Here is a 16,973-nt window from a genome sequence, read left to right as displayed (position 1 = left end):
AGGAAGGGCCTTATGACCTTTCAGGATATTTTCAAATCCAGCTTTCTGGAGAATATCGCCAGCATCTCCATACTGGACATGGTGATTGCCATGGTATTGGCCTTTCTGCTGGGATTGTTTATCTTTTTCATCTATAAAAAGAGCTACAGCGGCGTAATGTATTCGGCCAGCTTCGGCGTGACGCTGATTGCTCTGTCGCTTATTACCACCCTGCTGATTATGACGGTGGTGAGCAACATCGTGCTGTCTCTGGGCATGGTGGGCGCTCTGTCCATCGTCCGGTTCCGCACCGCCATCAAGGAACCCATGGATATCGCTTTCCTGTTCTGGGCCATTGCGGTAGGCATCGTGCTGGCCGCCGGGCTGATTCCGCTGGCGGTATTCGGCAGTATCTTCATTGGGGTGGTTCTCTTTGCCTTTTCCCGAAAGAAAACGGCGGATTTCCCGTATATCTTGGTGGTGCACTGCGAAAACAGCGAGATTGAGGAACAGGCGCGGATTTTTGTCAAATCTCAGGTCAGGCGGCTGAATCTCAAAAGCAAGAGCGTGGACAACGGCTGTGTGGAACTGAATTACGAAGTCCGCCTGAAAGAGGACAACAGCGCCTTTGTCAACGAGCTGGAGGCTATGCCCGGTGTGTCCCGGGTAGTGCTGGTCTCCTACAACGGCGACTATATGGGATAAGGCGATGGTGAAGCATAAGTATATCGATCGGATCTGTGTCGGCGCGGCGGTTTTGGCTGCCCTTCTCACTATACTTCTGATGTTCGGCGAACATCTGGGGATCCCTAAGGCCAGCGAAAATCCGGGATATGTGACCCGGTTGTTTGACGACAGCCAGGTGCATACCATTGATATTCAAATTGCGGACTGGGGTGCTTTTATCGAGGACGCCGAACAAGAAGAATATGTGGCCTGCACCGTCGAAATCGACGGAGAAGCGTTTCATAATATCGGGCTGCGGGCAAAGGGCAACAATTCCCTGCGGCTGACGGAGGAATACGGGCTTTCCCGCTACAGCCTCAAGCTGGAATTCGACCAGTTCCTGGACGGCGGAAATTATTATGGGCTGGACAAATTTTCTCTGGACGCTTCCTTTCAGGATAACAGCTATCTGAAAACCTATATGGCCTACGATATGATGGCGTTCATGGGGGTGCCTGCGCCCCTTTGCAGCTATGTCTGGGTGACGGTCAACGGGGAGGACTGGGGCTTGTTCCTGGCGGTAGAGGAGCCGGAGGAAGCCTTTGCCCGCCGGAATTTCGGGAATGATCACGGGAAACTGTACAAGCCGGATTACCGTTCCCTGAACGCGGAAAACGCCGATGTGGCGCTGCGATATATCGACGATAACCCGGACAGCTATCCCGGTATCTTTGAAAACGCCAAATTCAAGGGATCGGAAGCCGATCAGAAACGGGTGATCGAGGCGCTGAAAACCCTGTCCACCGGTGAAAACCTGGAAATCGCCGTCAATGTGGACGAGGTGCTGCGGTATTTCACCGTGCAGGTCTTTGTGATGAACTGGGACAGCTATCTGGGCTATACCGGGCACAATTATTTTTTGTATGAGGAGGACGGGATCCTCAGCATCCTGCCCTGGGATTATAACCTGGCCTTCGGCACCTATGCTCTGGGAATGACCGACCCTATCAAAGATCCCAACATTCTTATTAACTATCCCATAAACACCCCGGCGGAAGGGGAGGTTATGCTAAGCCGCCCGCTTTACCACAACCTGATGAAGCACGATGAGTACTTTGCCCGCTATCACGCCTATTTTCACAAACTCCTTTCGGAATATTTTGAAAGCGGACAATTTGCAATCACCCTCCGGCAGACGGAAAAGCTGATTGCCCCTTATGTTCAAAAAGATCCCACCGCCTTTTGCTCCTACGAAGACCACCGGCTGGCGGTGGATACGCTGGAACAGGTTTGTCTGCTGCGGGCCGAGAGTATACGCGGGCAACTGGACGGTGAAATCCCCGCCACTATCCGGGGCCAGCAGGAAAACCCGGATGCCAAAGTTGACGCTTCGGAAGTTAAATTGACCGATTTGGGAGATTTCAAGGACTTGGAGGAATCAAAGGAACGGCAGGATGCGGCGTTGAGGTATATAACAGAAAAAAGCACTTAGAACCGGAATGTTCTAAGTGCTTTTTGCAATGAAAGAGTCTCGTTTCATCTTTCACGCGACTCATAGCATTCAACAAAACAAAATATATCCTTGACAAATTTCATCTTCAAAAGAAAATTCTCCAAAAGGCTGCCAAGGACAAGGGCTACACGGACACTATTTTTTTCGTGGATGACGGTATTACCAGCACTACCATGAAGCGCCCCGGCTTTCAGAAGATGATCGCCGCAATCGAGGCCAGGTACATCTCGGCGGTGTTCGTGAAAGACCTCTCCCGGCTGGGCCGGAACTACATTGAGGTGGGCAAGCTCACCGAAGAGTTTTTCCCGCTCCATGATGTGCGGCTGGTGGCCGTTTCCGATGGCGTGGACAGCGACGAAGGCGAGGACGATTTCACCCCATTCAAAAACATAATGAATGAATACTACGCCAAGGATATTTCCAAGAAGCGCCGGATCGTCAATAAGATGAAAGGCAACGCTGGGATTCCGCTTTCACCGCCGCCCTACGGCTACATAAAGAACCCGGACGATCCCCGGTTTTGGGTGATTGACCCGGAGGCCGCCGAGGTGGTACGCCGTATCTACCGCATGGCGCTGGACGGGTACGGACGGGCTGAAACCGCCGCTGCCCTCGGCGCGGATGGGATCGTCAACCCGACCTACTACTGGCGCAGCAGGGGTACAAGCAGAGGCGGCTCCAAAAGCACCGTTGAGCCCACAAAATGGGGGCACACCACAATTAAGAAGATTTTGACCACGCAGGAATACTGCGGCGATGTCATCAACTTCAAAAGCTATTCCAAATCCTATAAGATGAAGCGCCGGATTGAGAACCCGGAAGAAAACCGGGCGATCTTTCTCAATGTCCATGAGCCTATCATTGACCGGCCAACTTGGGAAAAGGTGCAGGCGTTAAAAGCCGGGACACGGCGCAAGCGCCCCACCGTTACCCAAGAGCCCAGCATCTTTTCCGGCTATCTGAAATGCCCGGAGTGCGGCGGCAATTTGAATTTCCATTTTAACCAGGGCAACCTCGATATTAAATTCTTTAGCTGCCAAAACCACAATTCCGGGCTCCGCAAATGCTCGTCTACCCACTATATCCGGCTGGACTTCTTGGAGCAGGTGGTGCTCTATGAGGTACACCGCTTGGCCTGTTTCGCCAATGAGTATGAAAATGACTTTATCAAGGCGATGGTGGGCCGCTCCGCCAAGGTAGCGGAAAATGACCGGGTACGCAAGAAGCGGGAGCTGGACGGGCTACTGGCCCGGGACAGGGAGCTGGATATGCTCTTTGAACGGCTCTATGAGGACAATGTGTCCGGCAAAATCGACGATGCCCGGTTTGCCAAAATGTCCAAACGGTATGAGCAGGAGCAGGGCGAGAACGCCGGACGGATCAAGGCGCTGCGGTTGGAGCTGAAAAAGCTGGAAGATAAGCGGATGGATGTGGACACCTTCTTGGAAACGGTACGCCGCTACACAGACGCTACCACCATTACCAAACGCATGGTTGCCGAACTCATTGAGTATATCGAGGTCTATCCTGCGGTCAAGGAGGACGGTGTTACCAATCAGCGGGTGACGATCCACTACAACTGCATCGGTGCCTTTGAGGTGCCGGATCGCCGGAAAATCCCCGAGAGGGACATTCTGCTGGAAACGAGAAAAGGCGTAGCATTAAGCTACGCCCCGGCGGTGTAAAGGTGGTGTGGGATATGAGAGCATTTCTCTATTGCCGTGTCGCCCATGACGATTCTTTCGCGTTGGAACACCAGCGGTTTCTGCTCCAGCTCTACGCAACGCAGGCGGGATATATCATCATCGGCGCTGCGGACGAATATGGCAGCGGGCTCACATTAGACCGCCCGGCGCTCCAGAAAGTGACCGAGGCCGTGGTCGCTGGCAGGGTGGATGTGGTGATAGTCCATAACCTGGCCCGGATAGGCCGGGAATGGGGGATGACCCAACGCTACATTGACCTGCTCACCCGGCACAAGGTAAAGCTCCTGTGCATCCGGGATCGGCTGCTGTTTGACGAAAACGGCGCTACCCCGATTTTGACAATAAAAAATGCGGAGTGTCCTTTGTAGGATACTCAGATCCTATAAGGACACTCCGCATGGTCCGAGTGAGAGGAGTCGAACCTCCGGCCTCTTGAACCCCATTCAAGCGCGCTACCAAACTGCGCCACACCCGGGTGCAAGAAGTATATTACCACAGTGTTTCCTATTTGGCAAGTGTTTTTTCAAAATTTTTTGAAAAATTTTAATTTAACCATTTTCTTCCTCTTCCATTTGTGTCCCCGTTCCCTCCAGCAGCTTCTCCACCGAAGTGTGCAGGCCGCCGGCAATCTTGGCCAGAGTGGAAATGGTGGGATTGTTTTTATCGCTTCCCCTTTCGATGTTCCCCAGATGAGCAGCGCCCATCCCCGACAGAAAGGCCAGCTTTTCCTGACTGTATCCCAGCGCCTCCCTCCGGGCCTTGATATTCTGTCCCAGGCGCTGCTTCGTCCTCTCCAGCTCTTCTTCCTGCCGTTTCAGCACTTCGGCCAGTTCCATGGTCTGTCCCATTTTATCCGTTCCTCTCTATCTCTACGAAAATTGCCATCTGTATATCCACCATTATAAAATGTCCCCCATCCCTGCACCAGAACAGCTATGACCGGTGAGAAAAAACAGGTGTTTTTTCTCCTGTCAAAGATTACGGGGATATTTTCCCACGATGCCGGAACACTAACACCGGGTGATATAACGATGCTGGTTCCATTTTTCCGCACTATTCTTCTCTACATCTTCATCATTGCGGCCTTCCGGCTGATGGGCAAGAGGCAGGTGGCCGAAATGCAGGCCACCGAGTTCGTCATAACCATTTTAATCTCCGCCGTGGCCTCGGTGCCCATGCAGGACCTGGACATTCCCCTGCTTCATGGCCTGGTGCCCATCCTGACCCTGATTGCCGCCGAAATCTTCCTGTCAGTGCTGTCCATGCGCAGTCGGAAGCTGCGGCAACTGCTCAGCGGCAAACCGGTGCAGATCATCCGCAACGGCGTTCTGGACCAGCAGGCCCTGCGCAAGGTGCGCATGACGCTGGACGATGTGTTCGAGACCCTGCGTCTGAAAGATGTGTTCGATCTTCGCTCCATCCAGCTGGCCCAGGTGGAAACAAACGGTCAGGTGAGCCTGCTGCTCTTTCCCGGCGCCCAGGCCGTGACGCTGGACGCTTTGGGCAAAGCCCCCAAGCCTTCCCCCCCTTTGGAGCTGATCATTTCCGACGGCGTTCTCTGCCGGGAAAACCTGAAGGCCATCGGACGGGACGAAGCCTGGCTTCACTCCATCCTGAAAGCCAATCTGCTCTCCAGTCTGAAGGAGGTTTTTCTTCTGTGTGCTGACCGCAGCGGCAGCATTCTTCTCTTCCGGAAGGAGGGAAACTAGGATGGTCCGCACCTATATTGCCGCATTTTTGCTGCTGGTCACCCTTACCGGTGCTTTTTTCGCCCACAGATACACCAGGAGCCTTGCTTCTTCCCTGGCAGAAGAAATCCCGCTGACGGCCGAAGAGGCCAGCAGCGGCGCTCTCACGGCTCTGAAAGACCGGTATCAGCACCTGTCTCCCATTCTTTCCACCTTTTATGTCCATTCCTCCATCGAAGAGATCGGCCAGATGCTGGAAGAATGCCAGGCCTGTCTGGAAACAGAGGACCACCGACAATACGGACAAAAGGCCAGATTGCTTCGGCATCTGCTGCTTCGCCTGCCCTCCAGCGATGACCCCACCTGGGAAAACATTCTGTGACCCATGCAGACAAAAAGCCGCCTGGGCACATCATGTGTCAGGCGGCTTTTCATTGTCATTGAGGCTTTGTGTGAATCAGTTTGCTCAGCTCTTCCATAAAGGTGCCGATGTCCTTGAACTGCCGGTACACCGAAGCAAAACGCACATAGGCCACTTCGTCTACCTGCTTCAGCTGCTCCATCACCAGTTCGCCGATCTGCTCGGACTTGATCTCCCTTTCCAGGGAATTGGAAAGCTTCTGTTCGATCTCATCGCAGATCTCTTCCAGAGCGGACATGGTTACCGGCCGTTTTTCGCAGGCCTTCACCAGGCCGCTGAGCATTTTGCTGCGGCTGAAAGCCTGGCGGGAGCCATCTTTCTTGATGACCACCAGCGGTACGCTCTCCACCGTTTCATAAGTGGTGAAACGCCGGCCGCAGGACAGGCACTCCCGCCTGCGGCGGATACAGCTGCCCTCATCGGTGGGCCGGGAATCCACCACTTTACTTTCCAGATATCCGCAATACGGGCACTTCATGCCATTTCCTCCCCCGCAGTTTTCCTTCCGGTCATTTTGGCTGCGATTATTGTACCACAAAGAAACCAGGGGGAGCAAGAGTTTCCCGGCTGCCGCCCGGCACCGGAAATTCTCTCTTCTTTTTTATTCTCCCACAGTTTTTCGACAAATTAAACCCCTTTTTCGCCGCAATTTCCGACAGCATTCGACAAAATATGAAATTTCTGGAATATACAACCATAAAGATCCCCGTCTTGTGAAAAGACGGGGATCTGAAACAGGCTTATTTCGCTTTTTTCTGATGCTTCTTCAGCAGGGCACACAGAGGAGCGGCCACGAAGATGGAAGAATAAGCGCCGCTGACAATGCCAACGGTGATGGGAATGGCGAAATTCACCAGAGAGGAAACACCAGTAAAGATGATGAGCACGATGGTAAACAGCGTGGTCAGGGTGGTGTTGATGTTCCGGGTGAAACTCTGGCGGACGCTCTTGTCCACAATGGCTTCATAGCTTTCCCGACGGGACAGCTTCTGGTTTTCCCGGATACGGTCAAAGGTGATGATGCTGGCATTGATGGAATAGCCGAAGATGGTAAGGGCTGCGGCGATGAAGTTCATATTCACCGGCAGCTGGAAGATCACATAGGCGCTGATCATCACCAGCACATCGTGAATCAGGCAGACCACAGCGGCAAAGCCGGACTTGAAGTCAAAGCGGATGGTGATATACAGCAGCATCAGAAGAGCAGCCACCAAAGAGGACTTGACGGCGGCGGCCTGCATATCCTTGCCCACAGCCGGGCTGACATTCTGCACATCCTGCCGGTCATCGTCCTCCAGGGAGAAGGCGGTCTTCATGGCCTCATGCAGCTTTTCCCGGTCTTCGGAAGAAAGGCTCTTTGTTTTGATGAGCACCTGGGTGCCGTCACCGGTAGGCACAGCAGAAACATTCTTGCCTGCCACCTCGGCCACTGCGTCCTCCACCTTGTCGATCACATCGGGAGTGACCTCTTCTCCCAGCTGATAGGTAAAGGTGGTACCACCGGCAAAATCGATATCCAGATTGAACAGATTGACGCCAAAGGGAGCCGCCAGCAAAGCCACAAGACCTGCGGCAATGAGCAGCACCGAAAGGATGGCGCAATATTTGAAGTTTTTTGTAGCACTGAATGTCTTCAGCATTACGCATCCCTCCCTTCACGAGCACCGTACAGCCGGATATTGGTCACTTTCATCCCCACCAGACTGTTCAGCAGCATCTGTGTCACAGTCAGAGCCGTGAACATGGACAGAATAATGCCCAGGCCCAGAGTAATGGCAAAGCCCACGATGGTGCCCTTGCCGAAGAAATAGAGCACGGCTGCGGCAATGAAGGTGGTGATGTTACTGTCCAAAATAGCGGAGAAGGCCCGATGGAACCCGGAGTCAATGGCCGAACGCAGGGTCTTGCCCGCCCGCAGTTCTTCTTTGATTCTCTCGAAGATAACCACATTGGCGTCCACGGCCATACCGATGGACAGGATGATACCGGCGATACCGGGCAGAGACAGGTTGACCTTGAAGATCACCAGCACCAGTCCCTCCAGCACGCAGTAGAACAGCAGGGCCACACAGGAGACGATGCCAGGCAGACGATACACCGCGATCATAAAGATCATCACAAGCAGCACGCCGATAATACCGGCCTTGATGCTGCTGGTCAGAGCGGTCATACCCAGCTGGGCGCCCACACTGCGCATTTCCACCTGCTCCAGACCAAAGGGCAGCTGGCCCAGGGCGATGTTATTGGCCAGAAGACCGGCTTCCTCTGCCGTAAAGCCGCCGGTGATCATCACTTCCTTGCTGGTGATGCCGGTTTCTGCATACTGGCTGCTCACAGCAGGGCTGCTGATGGTCTGGCCGTCCATGACGATATTGATGTGGTTCTTGCCTTCCGACTCAGCGGCAGCCGCTTTCTTTGTGGCTTCGGTGAAGATCTCCAGACCTTCGTCGGTGAGTTCCAGGGAGACATAATTCTGCTTGACGCCGGTGCTGTCAATGGCGCCGTATTCGGCGGTGGCGTCGGCCACCTGGTTGCCTTCCAGGATCACATTGCCGTCGTCATCCAGAAATTGCAGCTGAGCGGTGGATCCCAGAGTCTGCACTGCTTCCTCGGGGTCGCTGATGGAGGGGATCTCCACTGTGACCCGCCGGTCACCGGCCTGGTACACCTGAGCTTCGGTGAGGCCCTGGAAGTCCAGACGCTGGCGCAGCATATCCACAACGATCTCCATGTTGCGGCTCAGCTCCTCGGCCGGCATATCCTCATCGGCCATGCCCTCAAAGGTGATGATGGAACCGCCCACCAGATCCAGGCCCAGCCGCACGCCGTTTTCGGTGTCGGTGATGCTGGGGATCTGTGTGAAGCCCAGATCCACCCCGTGCCATACTGTAAAGCCAAGCAATGCTATGACTAACAGTGAGCAAACGAAAGTGAGAATGCTCTTTTTCATTGTCCTGTTGTTTCCTCCTTTATGAAAAGCGTGACGCTTTTTGAAAAGCAACGACTATTATACTCCCGCCCTGGGATTCCGTCAACAAAAAGAGGATTTTTCAGAAATTTTCCCCTTTTTTCTGTACAAATTGTTCAAAGTTTCTCTTTTTGCACCGGCTTTCCCGATGCAAAAAGAGAACATTTTTCTCCCAGGCGCGGCTGTGGGCAGAGGATGTGTCCTCTGCCCACAACCAAACCTCCCCTTGCGGGGGCTTTATTTTTTCTCTTACTGAGCCAGCAGTTTTTCTGCGGCAGCCTTCTTGGCGCAGACGCAGAACACTTCCATGGCCAGCTGCAGCTCTTCAATGGGAGGATAGGAAGGAGCAATACGCAGATTGCTGTCCCCCGGATCCTTGCCATAGGGATAGGTGGCACCAGCTCCGGTCATGACGATGCCCGCTTCCTTGCACAGCTGCTGGGTGCGCTTGGCACAGCCCTCCATGGCGTCGAAGCTGACAAAATAGCCGCCCTTGGGCACAGTCCAGCTGCCCGCTCCGGTGCCGGCCAGGTTCTTTTCCAGAGTGTTGATGACAGCGTCAAACTTGGGCCGCAGCATCTTCTTGTGGATCTCCATGTGATCCTTCAGACCGGCGGCGTCCTTGAAGAAGAGCACATGGCGCAGCTGGTTGATCTTGTCCGGTCCGATCTGCTGGGCCTTCATGTACTTTTTCTGCCAGGCGATGTTGGCCGGGCTTGCGGCAAAGGCGCAGACGCCGGCGCCGGGGAAGGAGATCTTGGAGGTGGAGCAGAACTCAAACACCATATCGGCCTTGCCCGCCTTGGCGCACTCCTCGATGATGTTGGGGATCTGGATATCCTCGTCAGTGATGCCGTGGATGATGTAAGCATTGTCCCAGAAAATACGGAAATCCCGGGCCTTGGGCTGGAGGGCGGCAAAACGGCGCACCACTTCATCGCTGTACACAACGCCCGAGGGATTGGCAAACTTGGGAACGCACCAAATGCCCTTGATGCTCTCGTCCTCGGCCACCAGCTTTTCCACCATGTCCATATCGGGGCCGTTGTCATCCATAGGGATGTTGATCATCTCAATGCCGAACTGCTCGCAGATGGCAAAATGACGGTCATAGCCGGGCACCGGGCAGAGGAACTTCACCTTGTCCTTTTTCAGCCAGGGCTCGTCCACACCGGCGGCGCCAAAGACCATCAGACGGTCCATGGTGTCATACATAAAGGTCAGGCTGGAGTTGCCCCCGGCCAGCACCTGCTCCACCGGCACTTCCAACAGATCGGCAAACATCTGCCGGCAGGCCGGAATGCCTTCCAGTGTGCCGTAGTTGCGGGTATCCAGCCCCTGATACACGGCGTCCTCACTGGTCTTGACCACCGTCAGCATCCCTTCACAGGCATTCAGCTGGTCGGCGCCGGGCTTACCCCGGGACATATCCAGCTTCAGGCCCTGGGCCTTGTAGCCTTCGTACTCTTCATTGAGCTTTTTCAGTTCCTCTTCCAGCTCAGCCCGTGTGGCTTTTGTCAGATCCATACGATTACCTCCAATTTTATGTGCTTCTATGCTTCCATTATCCTTTCAAACCCTTACCGCCCAGCCAGAGCCGCCCCCAGGGCGGTGGCAAAGTCGGCGTTGTCGGGTATGATGAACCGTGCGTCGTAGAGCTTTTCAAAATCGGAAAACACCTTTCTGGCCATGGGCACCATGGCCAGGTTGCCGGTGAGCACCACATCCCGCATACCGGCGCCCCGGGCAGAAAAAGCCGCCAGGGTCCCCACCGTCTGGAACACCAGATTGCATACGCCCAAGGCCAGGTCCTCCGGCGCAGCCATATCGCTGACCTTGCCGAAGTTGGAGGCGGTAGTCTCTTTGTCCATGTTGGAAATAGCCGCCTTGGAAATATCCCCGATGGTCAGGTCCACATTGGAAAGGCTTCCTTTTTCCGCCAGATGGAGAATGTGTTCCACACCCCTTACACCCAGCATCTTGTCGCACAGCCCTACCAGGGTGCCTCCGCCCACGCCGGTGCCGCCGATGTGGCAGATTGTTTCCCCTTCCACTTTGACAAAGGCCGTGCCGGTGCCCATGCTTACAATGATGGCATCGCCGCAGCCGGAAAGAAACCGTCCGCCCAGGCCGATGGCCCGGAACTCATCCACCTTCCGGGTGGGAATGCCATAGATATCCCCCTGGATAAAGGATGAGCCCACACCGGTGCACAACACCTCGCTGATCTCTCCCAGCTCCAGCCCATTGTCCGTCAGAAATTTGCCGAAAGCTCCATAGGCCGAAGTCACCGGATCGTCAGCCCGAACCCGGATGGAACAGATCATCTCTCCATCCCGCATTCCCACAATCTTGGTGGTGCTGCCGCCGATGTCGATCCCAATGGTCAAACCCATAAGCGCCGCCTCTTAAAAGTCAGCACTGCCCACCGTACGGGGGAAGGGCAGCACATCCCGGATGTTGCTGATGCCGGTGAGATACATGATCAGCCGCTCAAAGCCCAGGCCATAGCCGGCGTGCTTGGTGCCGCCGTACTTCCGCAGATCCATATACCACCAATAGGGAGCCTCTTCCATGCCCAGCTCATCCATGCGTTTTTTCAGCACATCGAAGCGCTCTTCACGCTGGCTGCCGCCGATCAGCTCGCCAATGCCGGGAACCAGCATATCCATGGCGGCCACCGTCTTGCCATCGTCGTTGAGGCGCATATAAAAAGCCTTGATCTCCTTGGGATAATCGGTCATGAAAGTGGGCTTTTTGAACACTTTTTCAGTGATGAACCGCTCGTGTTCGCTCTGCAGGTCGCAGCCCCAGTAAACAGGGAACTGGAACTCATCCTTGTGGGGCAGCAGAATATCAATGGCCTCGGTGTAAGTCACATGGGCAAACTCATCCACATCCACCAGTGCCTGCAGCCGCTCCAGCAGTCCCTTGTCCACAAATTTATTGAAAAATTCCATCTCGTCAGGGCATCTCTCCAGCACCCGGCGGATGATAAACTGCATCATATCCTTGGCCAAGGCCATGTTGTCCTTCAGATCGGCAAAGGCGATCTCCGGCTCGATCATCCAGAACTCCGCCGCATGCCGGCTGGTGTTGGAGTTTTCCGAGCGGAAGGTGGGACCAAAGGTATAGGTGTTCTTGAAAGCCAGGGCGAAGATTTCAGCCTCCAGCTGGCCGGACACCGTCAGGTTGGTACCCGAACCGAAGAAATCCTGGGAATAATCCACTTTTCCCTCTTTGTCCCGGGGCAGGTTCTCCAGATCCAGGGTGGTCACCCGGAACATATCCCCGGCCCCTTCTGCATCACTGGCCGTAATGATGGGGGTATGGGCATAGACAAAGCCCCGCTGATGGAAAAATTCATGGATGGCAAAGGCCGCTTCGCTGCGTACACGGAAAGCGGCGTTGAACAGATTGGTGCGGGGGCGCAGATGGGCGATGGTGCGGAGATATTCCACCGAATGACGCTTTTTCTGCAAAGGATAATCGGAGGGGCACTCCCCTTCCACCTCCAGGCTTTCCACCTGGATTTCAATGGGCTGATTGCCCTGGGACTCTGTGACAATGCCCTGGGCTTCCACCGCAGTGCCCACCGTCAGAGCCCGGCCCATGTCATAGACAGGCTGGCCGCCGGGGCACACCAACTGGATATTTTTCACCACAGAGCCGTCGTTGAGTTCCACAAAAGCGCAGGCCTTCACATCCCGCACTGTGCGCACCCAGCCTTGGAGATGCACCTGTTTCCCCAGATGTTCCTGAGGATGATGCAGCAGTTCTTTTACCGTCAGCTCACACATGTTGTTTCATCTCATTTCTTTTGTCATTTGGTAACCGGTCTTTCAGCTCTTCTGCTTGTAAGCCTTGAGCGCCCGGGCGATCTGGTCGGGGCAAGAGGTGGTCTTCAGGCCGCAGGGCACGCCGTCAAAGCGCTGGATGACCTCGTCCACCGTCATTCCTTTCAGCAGGTGAGAGATGCCCAGCAGATTTCCCGGGCAGCCTCCTGCGATCTCGATATTGCGGATGGTGTTGTTATCATTATCCACCGTGATGGTATACCGCTTGGCGCACACACCTTGGGGTTCATAGACGAAAGTTTCCATTGTATCCTCCATTGCATATAGAATGACCGGTATTCCCCAGTCTTATCTATCAATCTATCACATTTGCAAACTTCTGTCCATATATCTGCCGGGAAAATCCCATTTTTTACCCTTGTTTGCCGCCCATTTCTCCGACCCCCATTTCTTTTTGGGCGTTTTCACCAATTTCTCCCTTGCACCTCCGCCGTTTTTGTTTTAAACTATATGATATAGAAAGTCGTTCAAATCAATCCGGTTTCTGAATGGCCGGATCCACAAGGAGTATGCATATGAAAAAAGTCATCATCACTCTCAGCCGTGAATATGGCAGCGGCGGTCTGGCCATCGGCCAACAGCTGGCCGAAGCGTTGGGCATTCCTTTCTATGACAAAAAGCTCCTCAGCCGTGCAGCCGAGGAAAGCGGTTTTTCCGAAGAAATGCTTCGGCAGGCCGAATCCAAAGCCACCAACAGTCTTCTTTATTCCCTGGCCACCAGCCTGGGCGTGGGCGCTTACGGCCCCGATACCCTCTCACTATATGATAAACTCTATCTGGCCCAGTTTGATATGATCCGCAAAGTGGCCGACGAAGGCTCCTGCCTGATCGTGGGCCGCTGCGCCGACTATGTGCTGCGGGCGGAAGAAAACTGCTATCGCTTTTTCCTCCATGCTCCCCTGGAAAAGAGAATGGAGCGGGCGGTAAAGGAATACGGCCAGGAGGCGGACAACATCAAGAGTACCGTCCTCAAGCACGATAAGGCCCGTGCCAATTATTATTACCACTATACCAATCAAAAATGGGGCGACGCCAAGCTCTATGACATGACCCTGGACACCACCCGCACCGGCGTGGAAGGCTCTGTCAAAATGCTTCTCCACTATCTGGAGACCGTCCGCGCCATCTGAAAAAAGCGAAACAAAAGGCCCTTTCCGGGAAGCGGAAAGGGCCTTTTCTCAGTTTACTATTTTTTGTTTTTCAGCGCCTTGCGGGAACCCACCACGCGGAAATAGGGCAGCTCGGTCTCCAGCTGGTAAATGGCAGCCCGGGTGTCCAGACTGTCCAGACAGCCGTCAAAATCCACATACAGGTGGAACTGATGCAGCTCATCGGCCCAGTCGCTTTTTTCCAGGTGGATAAACTCCATGTTCTGCTTATTATCGGCCAGCACCGACAGCACTCCGGCCAGGGAGCCGCTTTCCGAAGGCATATAAAATACGGCGCTGATCAATCCCTCCTGGCCTTTCTGGTGATACAGCTTGGGGGAAATGATTGCGGCCAGCCGGCCATCCTCGGTTTCTTCGGTGTGATTCAGATACAGTTTGCGCTTGTCCAGCTGATCGTACAGCTCGTCGGTTTTGTAAACGCCCCGCAGAGAAACCACACAGAAGGGATACTCTCCCCGTTCCACGGCGCTGAGAGCCTCTTCCTCTGTTTCCACCGGGTGAAGCGTAAGCCCCAGTGCCTTCTGGGCCACAGGCAGGAAAGCGGCATCGCAGCATCCCTCCCCTTCCGGCCGTCCGGACACAATATCCTTCTCATGGCTGAGACGCAGCGCCTCATCCAGCTCCAGAAACACCCGGTACTGCCGGTTGCGGCTCATGCGGAGAAGGGACTTCCACAGCATCCGCGCTTTCATCTGAAGCTCGGGAGACAGGCCCATGGAAATGCTGCTGAGCAGCTGTTCCTCCCTGTTGGCAGAATAGACCGGCACCCCTTCCTGGAACTTGGACTGGGCAATGCGGACGGAAGCCTCCATCCGGCGCAGGAAAACATCCTTCAAAGCCTCGTCACAGCTGGCGACGATCTGCCGAAACAATTCGATCTGATCCATAAAGAGAGACCTCCGGTCTTTTAAACTGAAGGGCCAAAGCCCTTTCCAAATTGCGGAATCCGATAGATTTATTTTATAATTTCCATGGAAGGATGTCAATGGAAGGAAGAGCACAAATGCTTCCCTGCCGTTTACAAAATCCCCGGCCTTTGGTATACTTTGTTTGTCTAAATTGATCAGGAAGGCCGGGAGCCGTCCTGAGGAAAGAAGGGTTTTATAATGCGTTACATCGATCTGCGAAGCGACACCGTGACCCAGCCCACCCAGGAGATGCGCCAGGCCATGCTGGATGCCCCAGTGGGAGACGATGTGTACATGGATGACCCCACCGTCAATCGTCTGGAGGAAGAAGGGGCCCGCATCCTGGGGAAAGAGGCCGCCCTCTATCTGTCCAGCGGCACCCAGAGCAATCAGGTGGCCGTGATGACCTGGTGCAAGCGGGGCGATGAGATCATCGTTTCCGATGGCTGCCACATCTATGAGCACGAAGTAGGTGCTGTGGCAGTGCTGGCCGGCGCCAATATGCGCACTCTCCATTTTGAAGGCGGCATCCCCGATGCATCCATGATCGAAAAAGCCATCCGGGGTGTGGACATTCATTTCCCGGAAACCACCCTGATCTGTATGGAAAACGCTCTCTCCAATGGCCGGGTGGTGCCCCTTTCCGTGATGAAAGAGGTCTATCAGGTGGGCCAGCGCCACAATATCCCGATTCATCTGGACGGCGCCCGGGTCTTCAACGCCGCCGCTTCCCTGGGGGTGGATGTAAAAGAGATCACACAATACGCCGATTCGGTGTCCTGCTGCCTGTCCAAAGGCCTGTGCGCCCCCATTGGCACCCTGTTGGCCGGCAGCCGGGAATTTATCCAGCGCGCCCGGAAAAACCGCAAAATGCTGGGCGGCGGCATGCGCCAGGCCGGTGTCATCGCTGCTCCTGCCCTTATTGCCCTGACAAAAATGCCGGCCCGCCTGAAAGAAGATCACGAAAACGCCCGGTATATGGCACAGAAACTCAGCGCCATGGAGGGCGTCTGCTGCGATCCCCAGTCGGTGGAGATCAACATGGTCTTCTTTACCATCGACCGTCCTCAGTCCCTGCGGGACAACCTCCCCCAGGCCATGCTCCAGAAGGGCATCAAAATCTGCCCTGAGGATCAGGGGCACTTCCGTTTTGTCACAAACAACGACATTTCCCGGGAGGATATCGATCAGGCTATGGCGGCCCTCCAGGAATGCCTGAACTGAAACCGCACTTCTCGCTGTCACACATAGGATGAGCATAAAAAACGCGCTGCATTTTTGCGGCGCGTTTTTTGCTGTCAGTGGGTGTATTCCAGGATGCGTACATCCTCCCCCATTTCTTTTTCCACCAACTCCTGCATTTTCTGATAAAAGGGGCAGGGATAGCCGATGGGAGTTCCCTTCTGGATACAGCTGGCAAAAGCGATGGCATCCGCCCCTCGTTTCACCAGCTCCCGGGCCCGCAGCACGGCCTTCTTTCCCGGGCACCCTCCGCAGCTGGTAAAGCCCACGATCTCAATCTCTTCTTCCACCTGGGCAAAGGCCCCCATATGAAGCCGGGCCGCTTTGAAATCCGCCGTTCCCGGACAGTAGTCCTCGGTCTGCATGCACCGAATGATCCCCAATTTCATATTTTTCTCCTTTGATTTCCTGTGTTTTCCCGTGGTTTTATCCTATCACATACCCGTTTCAAAAGGAAAGAACTTTTATTCCTTTTCTTCCTTCTCCGCTTTTTCCACCGAAACAATGGACAGAGGCTTGCCCTCTTCCAGCTTTCCCCGGTAAGTAATGCGTACCATGTCCCCCAAACCGAGGAAATCCAATTTGGTCTCTCTGGCCCAGAAAGTATAGGCCTTCCCTTCTTCCGGCTCCCGGGCCACCAGGCTCCAGTCGCTGATCTGCTCCACCCGGCCGGTAAAGGTACCCTGGTTTCCGGCGCAGCCGCCTAAGATCAGAAGAATTCCCAGCATCCAGGCCAGCAGAGCTTTTTTCCCATGTATCATATAAGGTCCTCCTTGTTTCTGTTCTTCCTGTTCTTTTGACGGTGGAGAAGGGAAAAAGGTTGACCAAAGGGAAAGAAAGCCCCATTTCCTTTGAG

The 16,973-nt window shown here is 54.5% G+C and carries 19 protein-coding genes and 1 tRNA gene; 8 read left to right on the top strand and 12 right to left on the bottom strand.

What is annotated here, in order from left to right; genetic code table 11:
* Positions 1-12: 12 nt before the first annotated feature.
* The 4 genes from H6A25_RS06510 (at position 13) to H6A25_RS06495 (ending at position 4,232) form a co-directional block, all read left to right on the top strand.
* The gene (locus H6A25_RS06510) at positions 13-684 is read left to right on the top strand and encodes a DUF4956 domain-containing protein (protein WP_204751161.1); all 672 of its coding nucleotides are present in this window, start codon (positions 13-15) and stop codon (positions 682-684) included.
* Between the two features lie 4 nt (positions 685-688).
* A complete protein-coding gene (locus H6A25_RS06505; protein WP_204751160.1) occupies positions 689-2,137 on the top strand; it encodes a CotH kinase family protein in 1,449 nt (482 codons plus the stop codon).
* Between the two features lie 62 nt (positions 2,138-2,199).
* Entirely contained in the window at positions 2,200-3,843 is a 1,644-nt protein-coding gene (locus H6A25_RS06500) for a recombinase family protein (RefSeq protein ID WP_430651164.1), read from the top strand.
* A 14-nt stretch (positions 3,844-3,857) separates the two neighbouring features.
* A complete protein-coding gene (locus tag H6A25_RS06495) occupies positions 3,858-4,232 on the top strand; it encodes a recombinase family protein (RefSeq protein WP_204751159.1) in 375 nt (124 codons plus the stop codon).
* 30 nt (positions 4,233-4,262) lie between these two features.
* On the opposite strand, the gene H6A25_RS06490 is transcribed toward H6A25_RS06495, so the two are convergent.
* Positions 4,263-4,339 (bottom strand) — tRNA-Pro (locus H6A25_RS06490).
* Positions 4,340-4,412: 73 nt separating this feature from the next.
* Complete coding sequence (locus H6A25_RS06485) at positions 4,413-4,712, bottom strand: helix-turn-helix domain-containing protein (protein ID WP_204751158.1); 300 nt, start codon at positions 4,710-4,712, stop codon at positions 4,413-4,415.
* 183 nt (positions 4,713-4,895) lie between these two features.
* Between H6A25_RS06485 and H6A25_RS06480 the strand changes: the two genes are divergently transcribed.
* On the top strand, positions 4,896-5,573 hold the full coding sequence (locus H6A25_RS06480; RefSeq protein WP_204751157.1) for a DUF421 domain-containing protein: 678 nt from the start codon (positions 4,896-4,898) through the stop codon (positions 5,571-5,573).
* A 1-nt stretch (position 5,574) separates the two neighbouring features.
* A complete protein-coding gene (locus H6A25_RS06475) occupies positions 5,575-5,934 on the top strand; it encodes a DUF4363 family protein (RefSeq protein ID WP_204751156.1) in 360 nt (119 codons plus the stop codon).
* A gap of 55 nt (positions 5,935-5,989) precedes the next feature.
* Here the strand turns inward: H6A25_RS06475 and nrdR are convergent, their stop codons facing one another.
* The 7 genes from nrdR to H6A25_RS06440 form a co-directional block, all read right to left on the bottom strand.
* Complete coding sequence (nrdR, locus tag H6A25_RS06470) at positions 5,990-6,451, bottom strand: transcriptional regulator NrdR (RefSeq protein WP_118428159.1); 462 nt, start codon at positions 6,449-6,451, stop codon at positions 5,990-5,992.
* A 262-nt stretch (positions 6,452-6,713) separates the two neighbouring features.
* Positions 6,714-7,613 (bottom strand): protein translocase subunit SecF, encoded by a 900-nt coding sequence (gene secF, locus H6A25_RS06465; RefSeq protein ID WP_204751155.1) that lies wholly within the window; start codon positions 7,611-7,613, stop codon positions 6,714-6,716.
* Entirely contained in the window at positions 7,613-8,923 is a 1,311-nt protein-coding gene (gene secD / locus H6A25_RS06460) for a protein translocase subunit SecD (protein ID WP_204751154.1), read from the bottom strand. The genes secF and secD overlap by 1 nt, the downstream gene beginning before the upstream one ends.
* Positions 8,924-9,190: 267 nt before the next feature.
* Positions 9,191-10,468 (bottom strand): aminotransferase class I/II-fold pyridoxal phosphate-dependent enzyme, encoded by a 1,278-nt coding sequence (locus H6A25_RS06455; RefSeq protein WP_204751153.1) that lies wholly within the window; start codon positions 10,466-10,468, stop codon positions 9,191-9,193.
* A 53-nt stretch (positions 10,469-10,521) separates the two neighbouring features.
* A complete protein-coding gene (coaW, locus tag H6A25_RS06450; protein ID WP_204751152.1) occupies positions 10,522-11,337 on the bottom strand; it encodes a type II pantothenate kinase in 816 nt (271 codons plus the stop codon).
* Between the two features lie 12 nt (positions 11,338-11,349).
* Positions 11,350-12,741: an asparagine--tRNA ligase gene (gene asnS, locus H6A25_RS06445; RefSeq protein ID WP_204751151.1), complete on the bottom strand. Its 1,392-nt coding sequence runs from the start codon at positions 12,739-12,741 to the stop codon at positions 11,350-11,352.
* 42 nt (positions 12,742-12,783) lie between these two features.
* Entirely contained in the window at positions 12,784-13,044 is a 261-nt protein-coding gene (locus H6A25_RS06440) for a TIGR03905 family TSCPD domain-containing protein (protein ID WP_204751150.1), read from the bottom strand.
* 269 nt (positions 13,045-13,313) lie between these two features.
* Here H6A25_RS06440 and H6A25_RS06435 point away from each other — a divergent pair, with 269 nt between their 5' ends.
* Positions 13,314-13,928: an AAA family ATPase gene (locus H6A25_RS06435; protein WP_204751149.1), complete on the top strand. Its 615-nt coding sequence runs from the start codon at positions 13,314-13,316 to the stop codon at positions 13,926-13,928.
* A 56-nt stretch (positions 13,929-13,984) separates the two neighbouring features.
* Here H6A25_RS06435 and H6A25_RS06430 read toward each other — a convergent pair whose 3' ends face one another.
* Positions 13,985-14,854, bottom strand: a complete 870-nt coding sequence (locus H6A25_RS06430; protein ID WP_204751148.1) for a chorismate mutase — start codon at positions 14,852-14,854, stop codon at positions 13,985-13,987.
* Between the two features lie 219 nt (positions 14,855-15,073).
* Between H6A25_RS06430 and ltaE the strand changes: the two genes are divergently transcribed.
* Complete coding sequence (gene ltaE / locus H6A25_RS06425; protein WP_204751147.1) at positions 15,074-16,099, top strand: low-specificity L-threonine aldolase; 1,026 nt, start codon at positions 15,074-15,076, stop codon at positions 16,097-16,099.
* A 74-nt stretch (positions 16,100-16,173) separates the two neighbouring features.
* Here ltaE and H6A25_RS06420 read toward each other — a convergent pair whose 3' ends face one another.
* Positions 16,174-16,506 (bottom strand): CGGC domain-containing protein, encoded by a 333-nt coding sequence (locus H6A25_RS06420; RefSeq protein WP_204751146.1) that lies wholly within the window; start codon positions 16,504-16,506, stop codon positions 16,174-16,176.
* A gap of 75 nt (positions 16,507-16,581) precedes the next feature.
* Positions 16,582-16,878 carry a hypothetical protein gene (locus H6A25_RS06415; RefSeq protein ID WP_204751145.1) on the bottom strand — a complete coding sequence of 99 codons (297 nt, stop codon included), beginning with the start codon at positions 16,876-16,878 and terminating at the stop codon, positions 16,582-16,584.
* Positions 16,879-16,973: the final 95 nt, after the last annotated feature.

It is taken from the genome of Intestinimonas butyriciproducens (genome assembly GCF_016901775.1).
Taxonomy (GTDB): domain Bacteria; phylum Bacillota; class Clostridia; order Oscillospirales; family Butyricicoccaceae; genus Pseudobutyricicoccus.
This window is presented reverse-complemented; position numbering and strand designations above follow the sequence as displayed.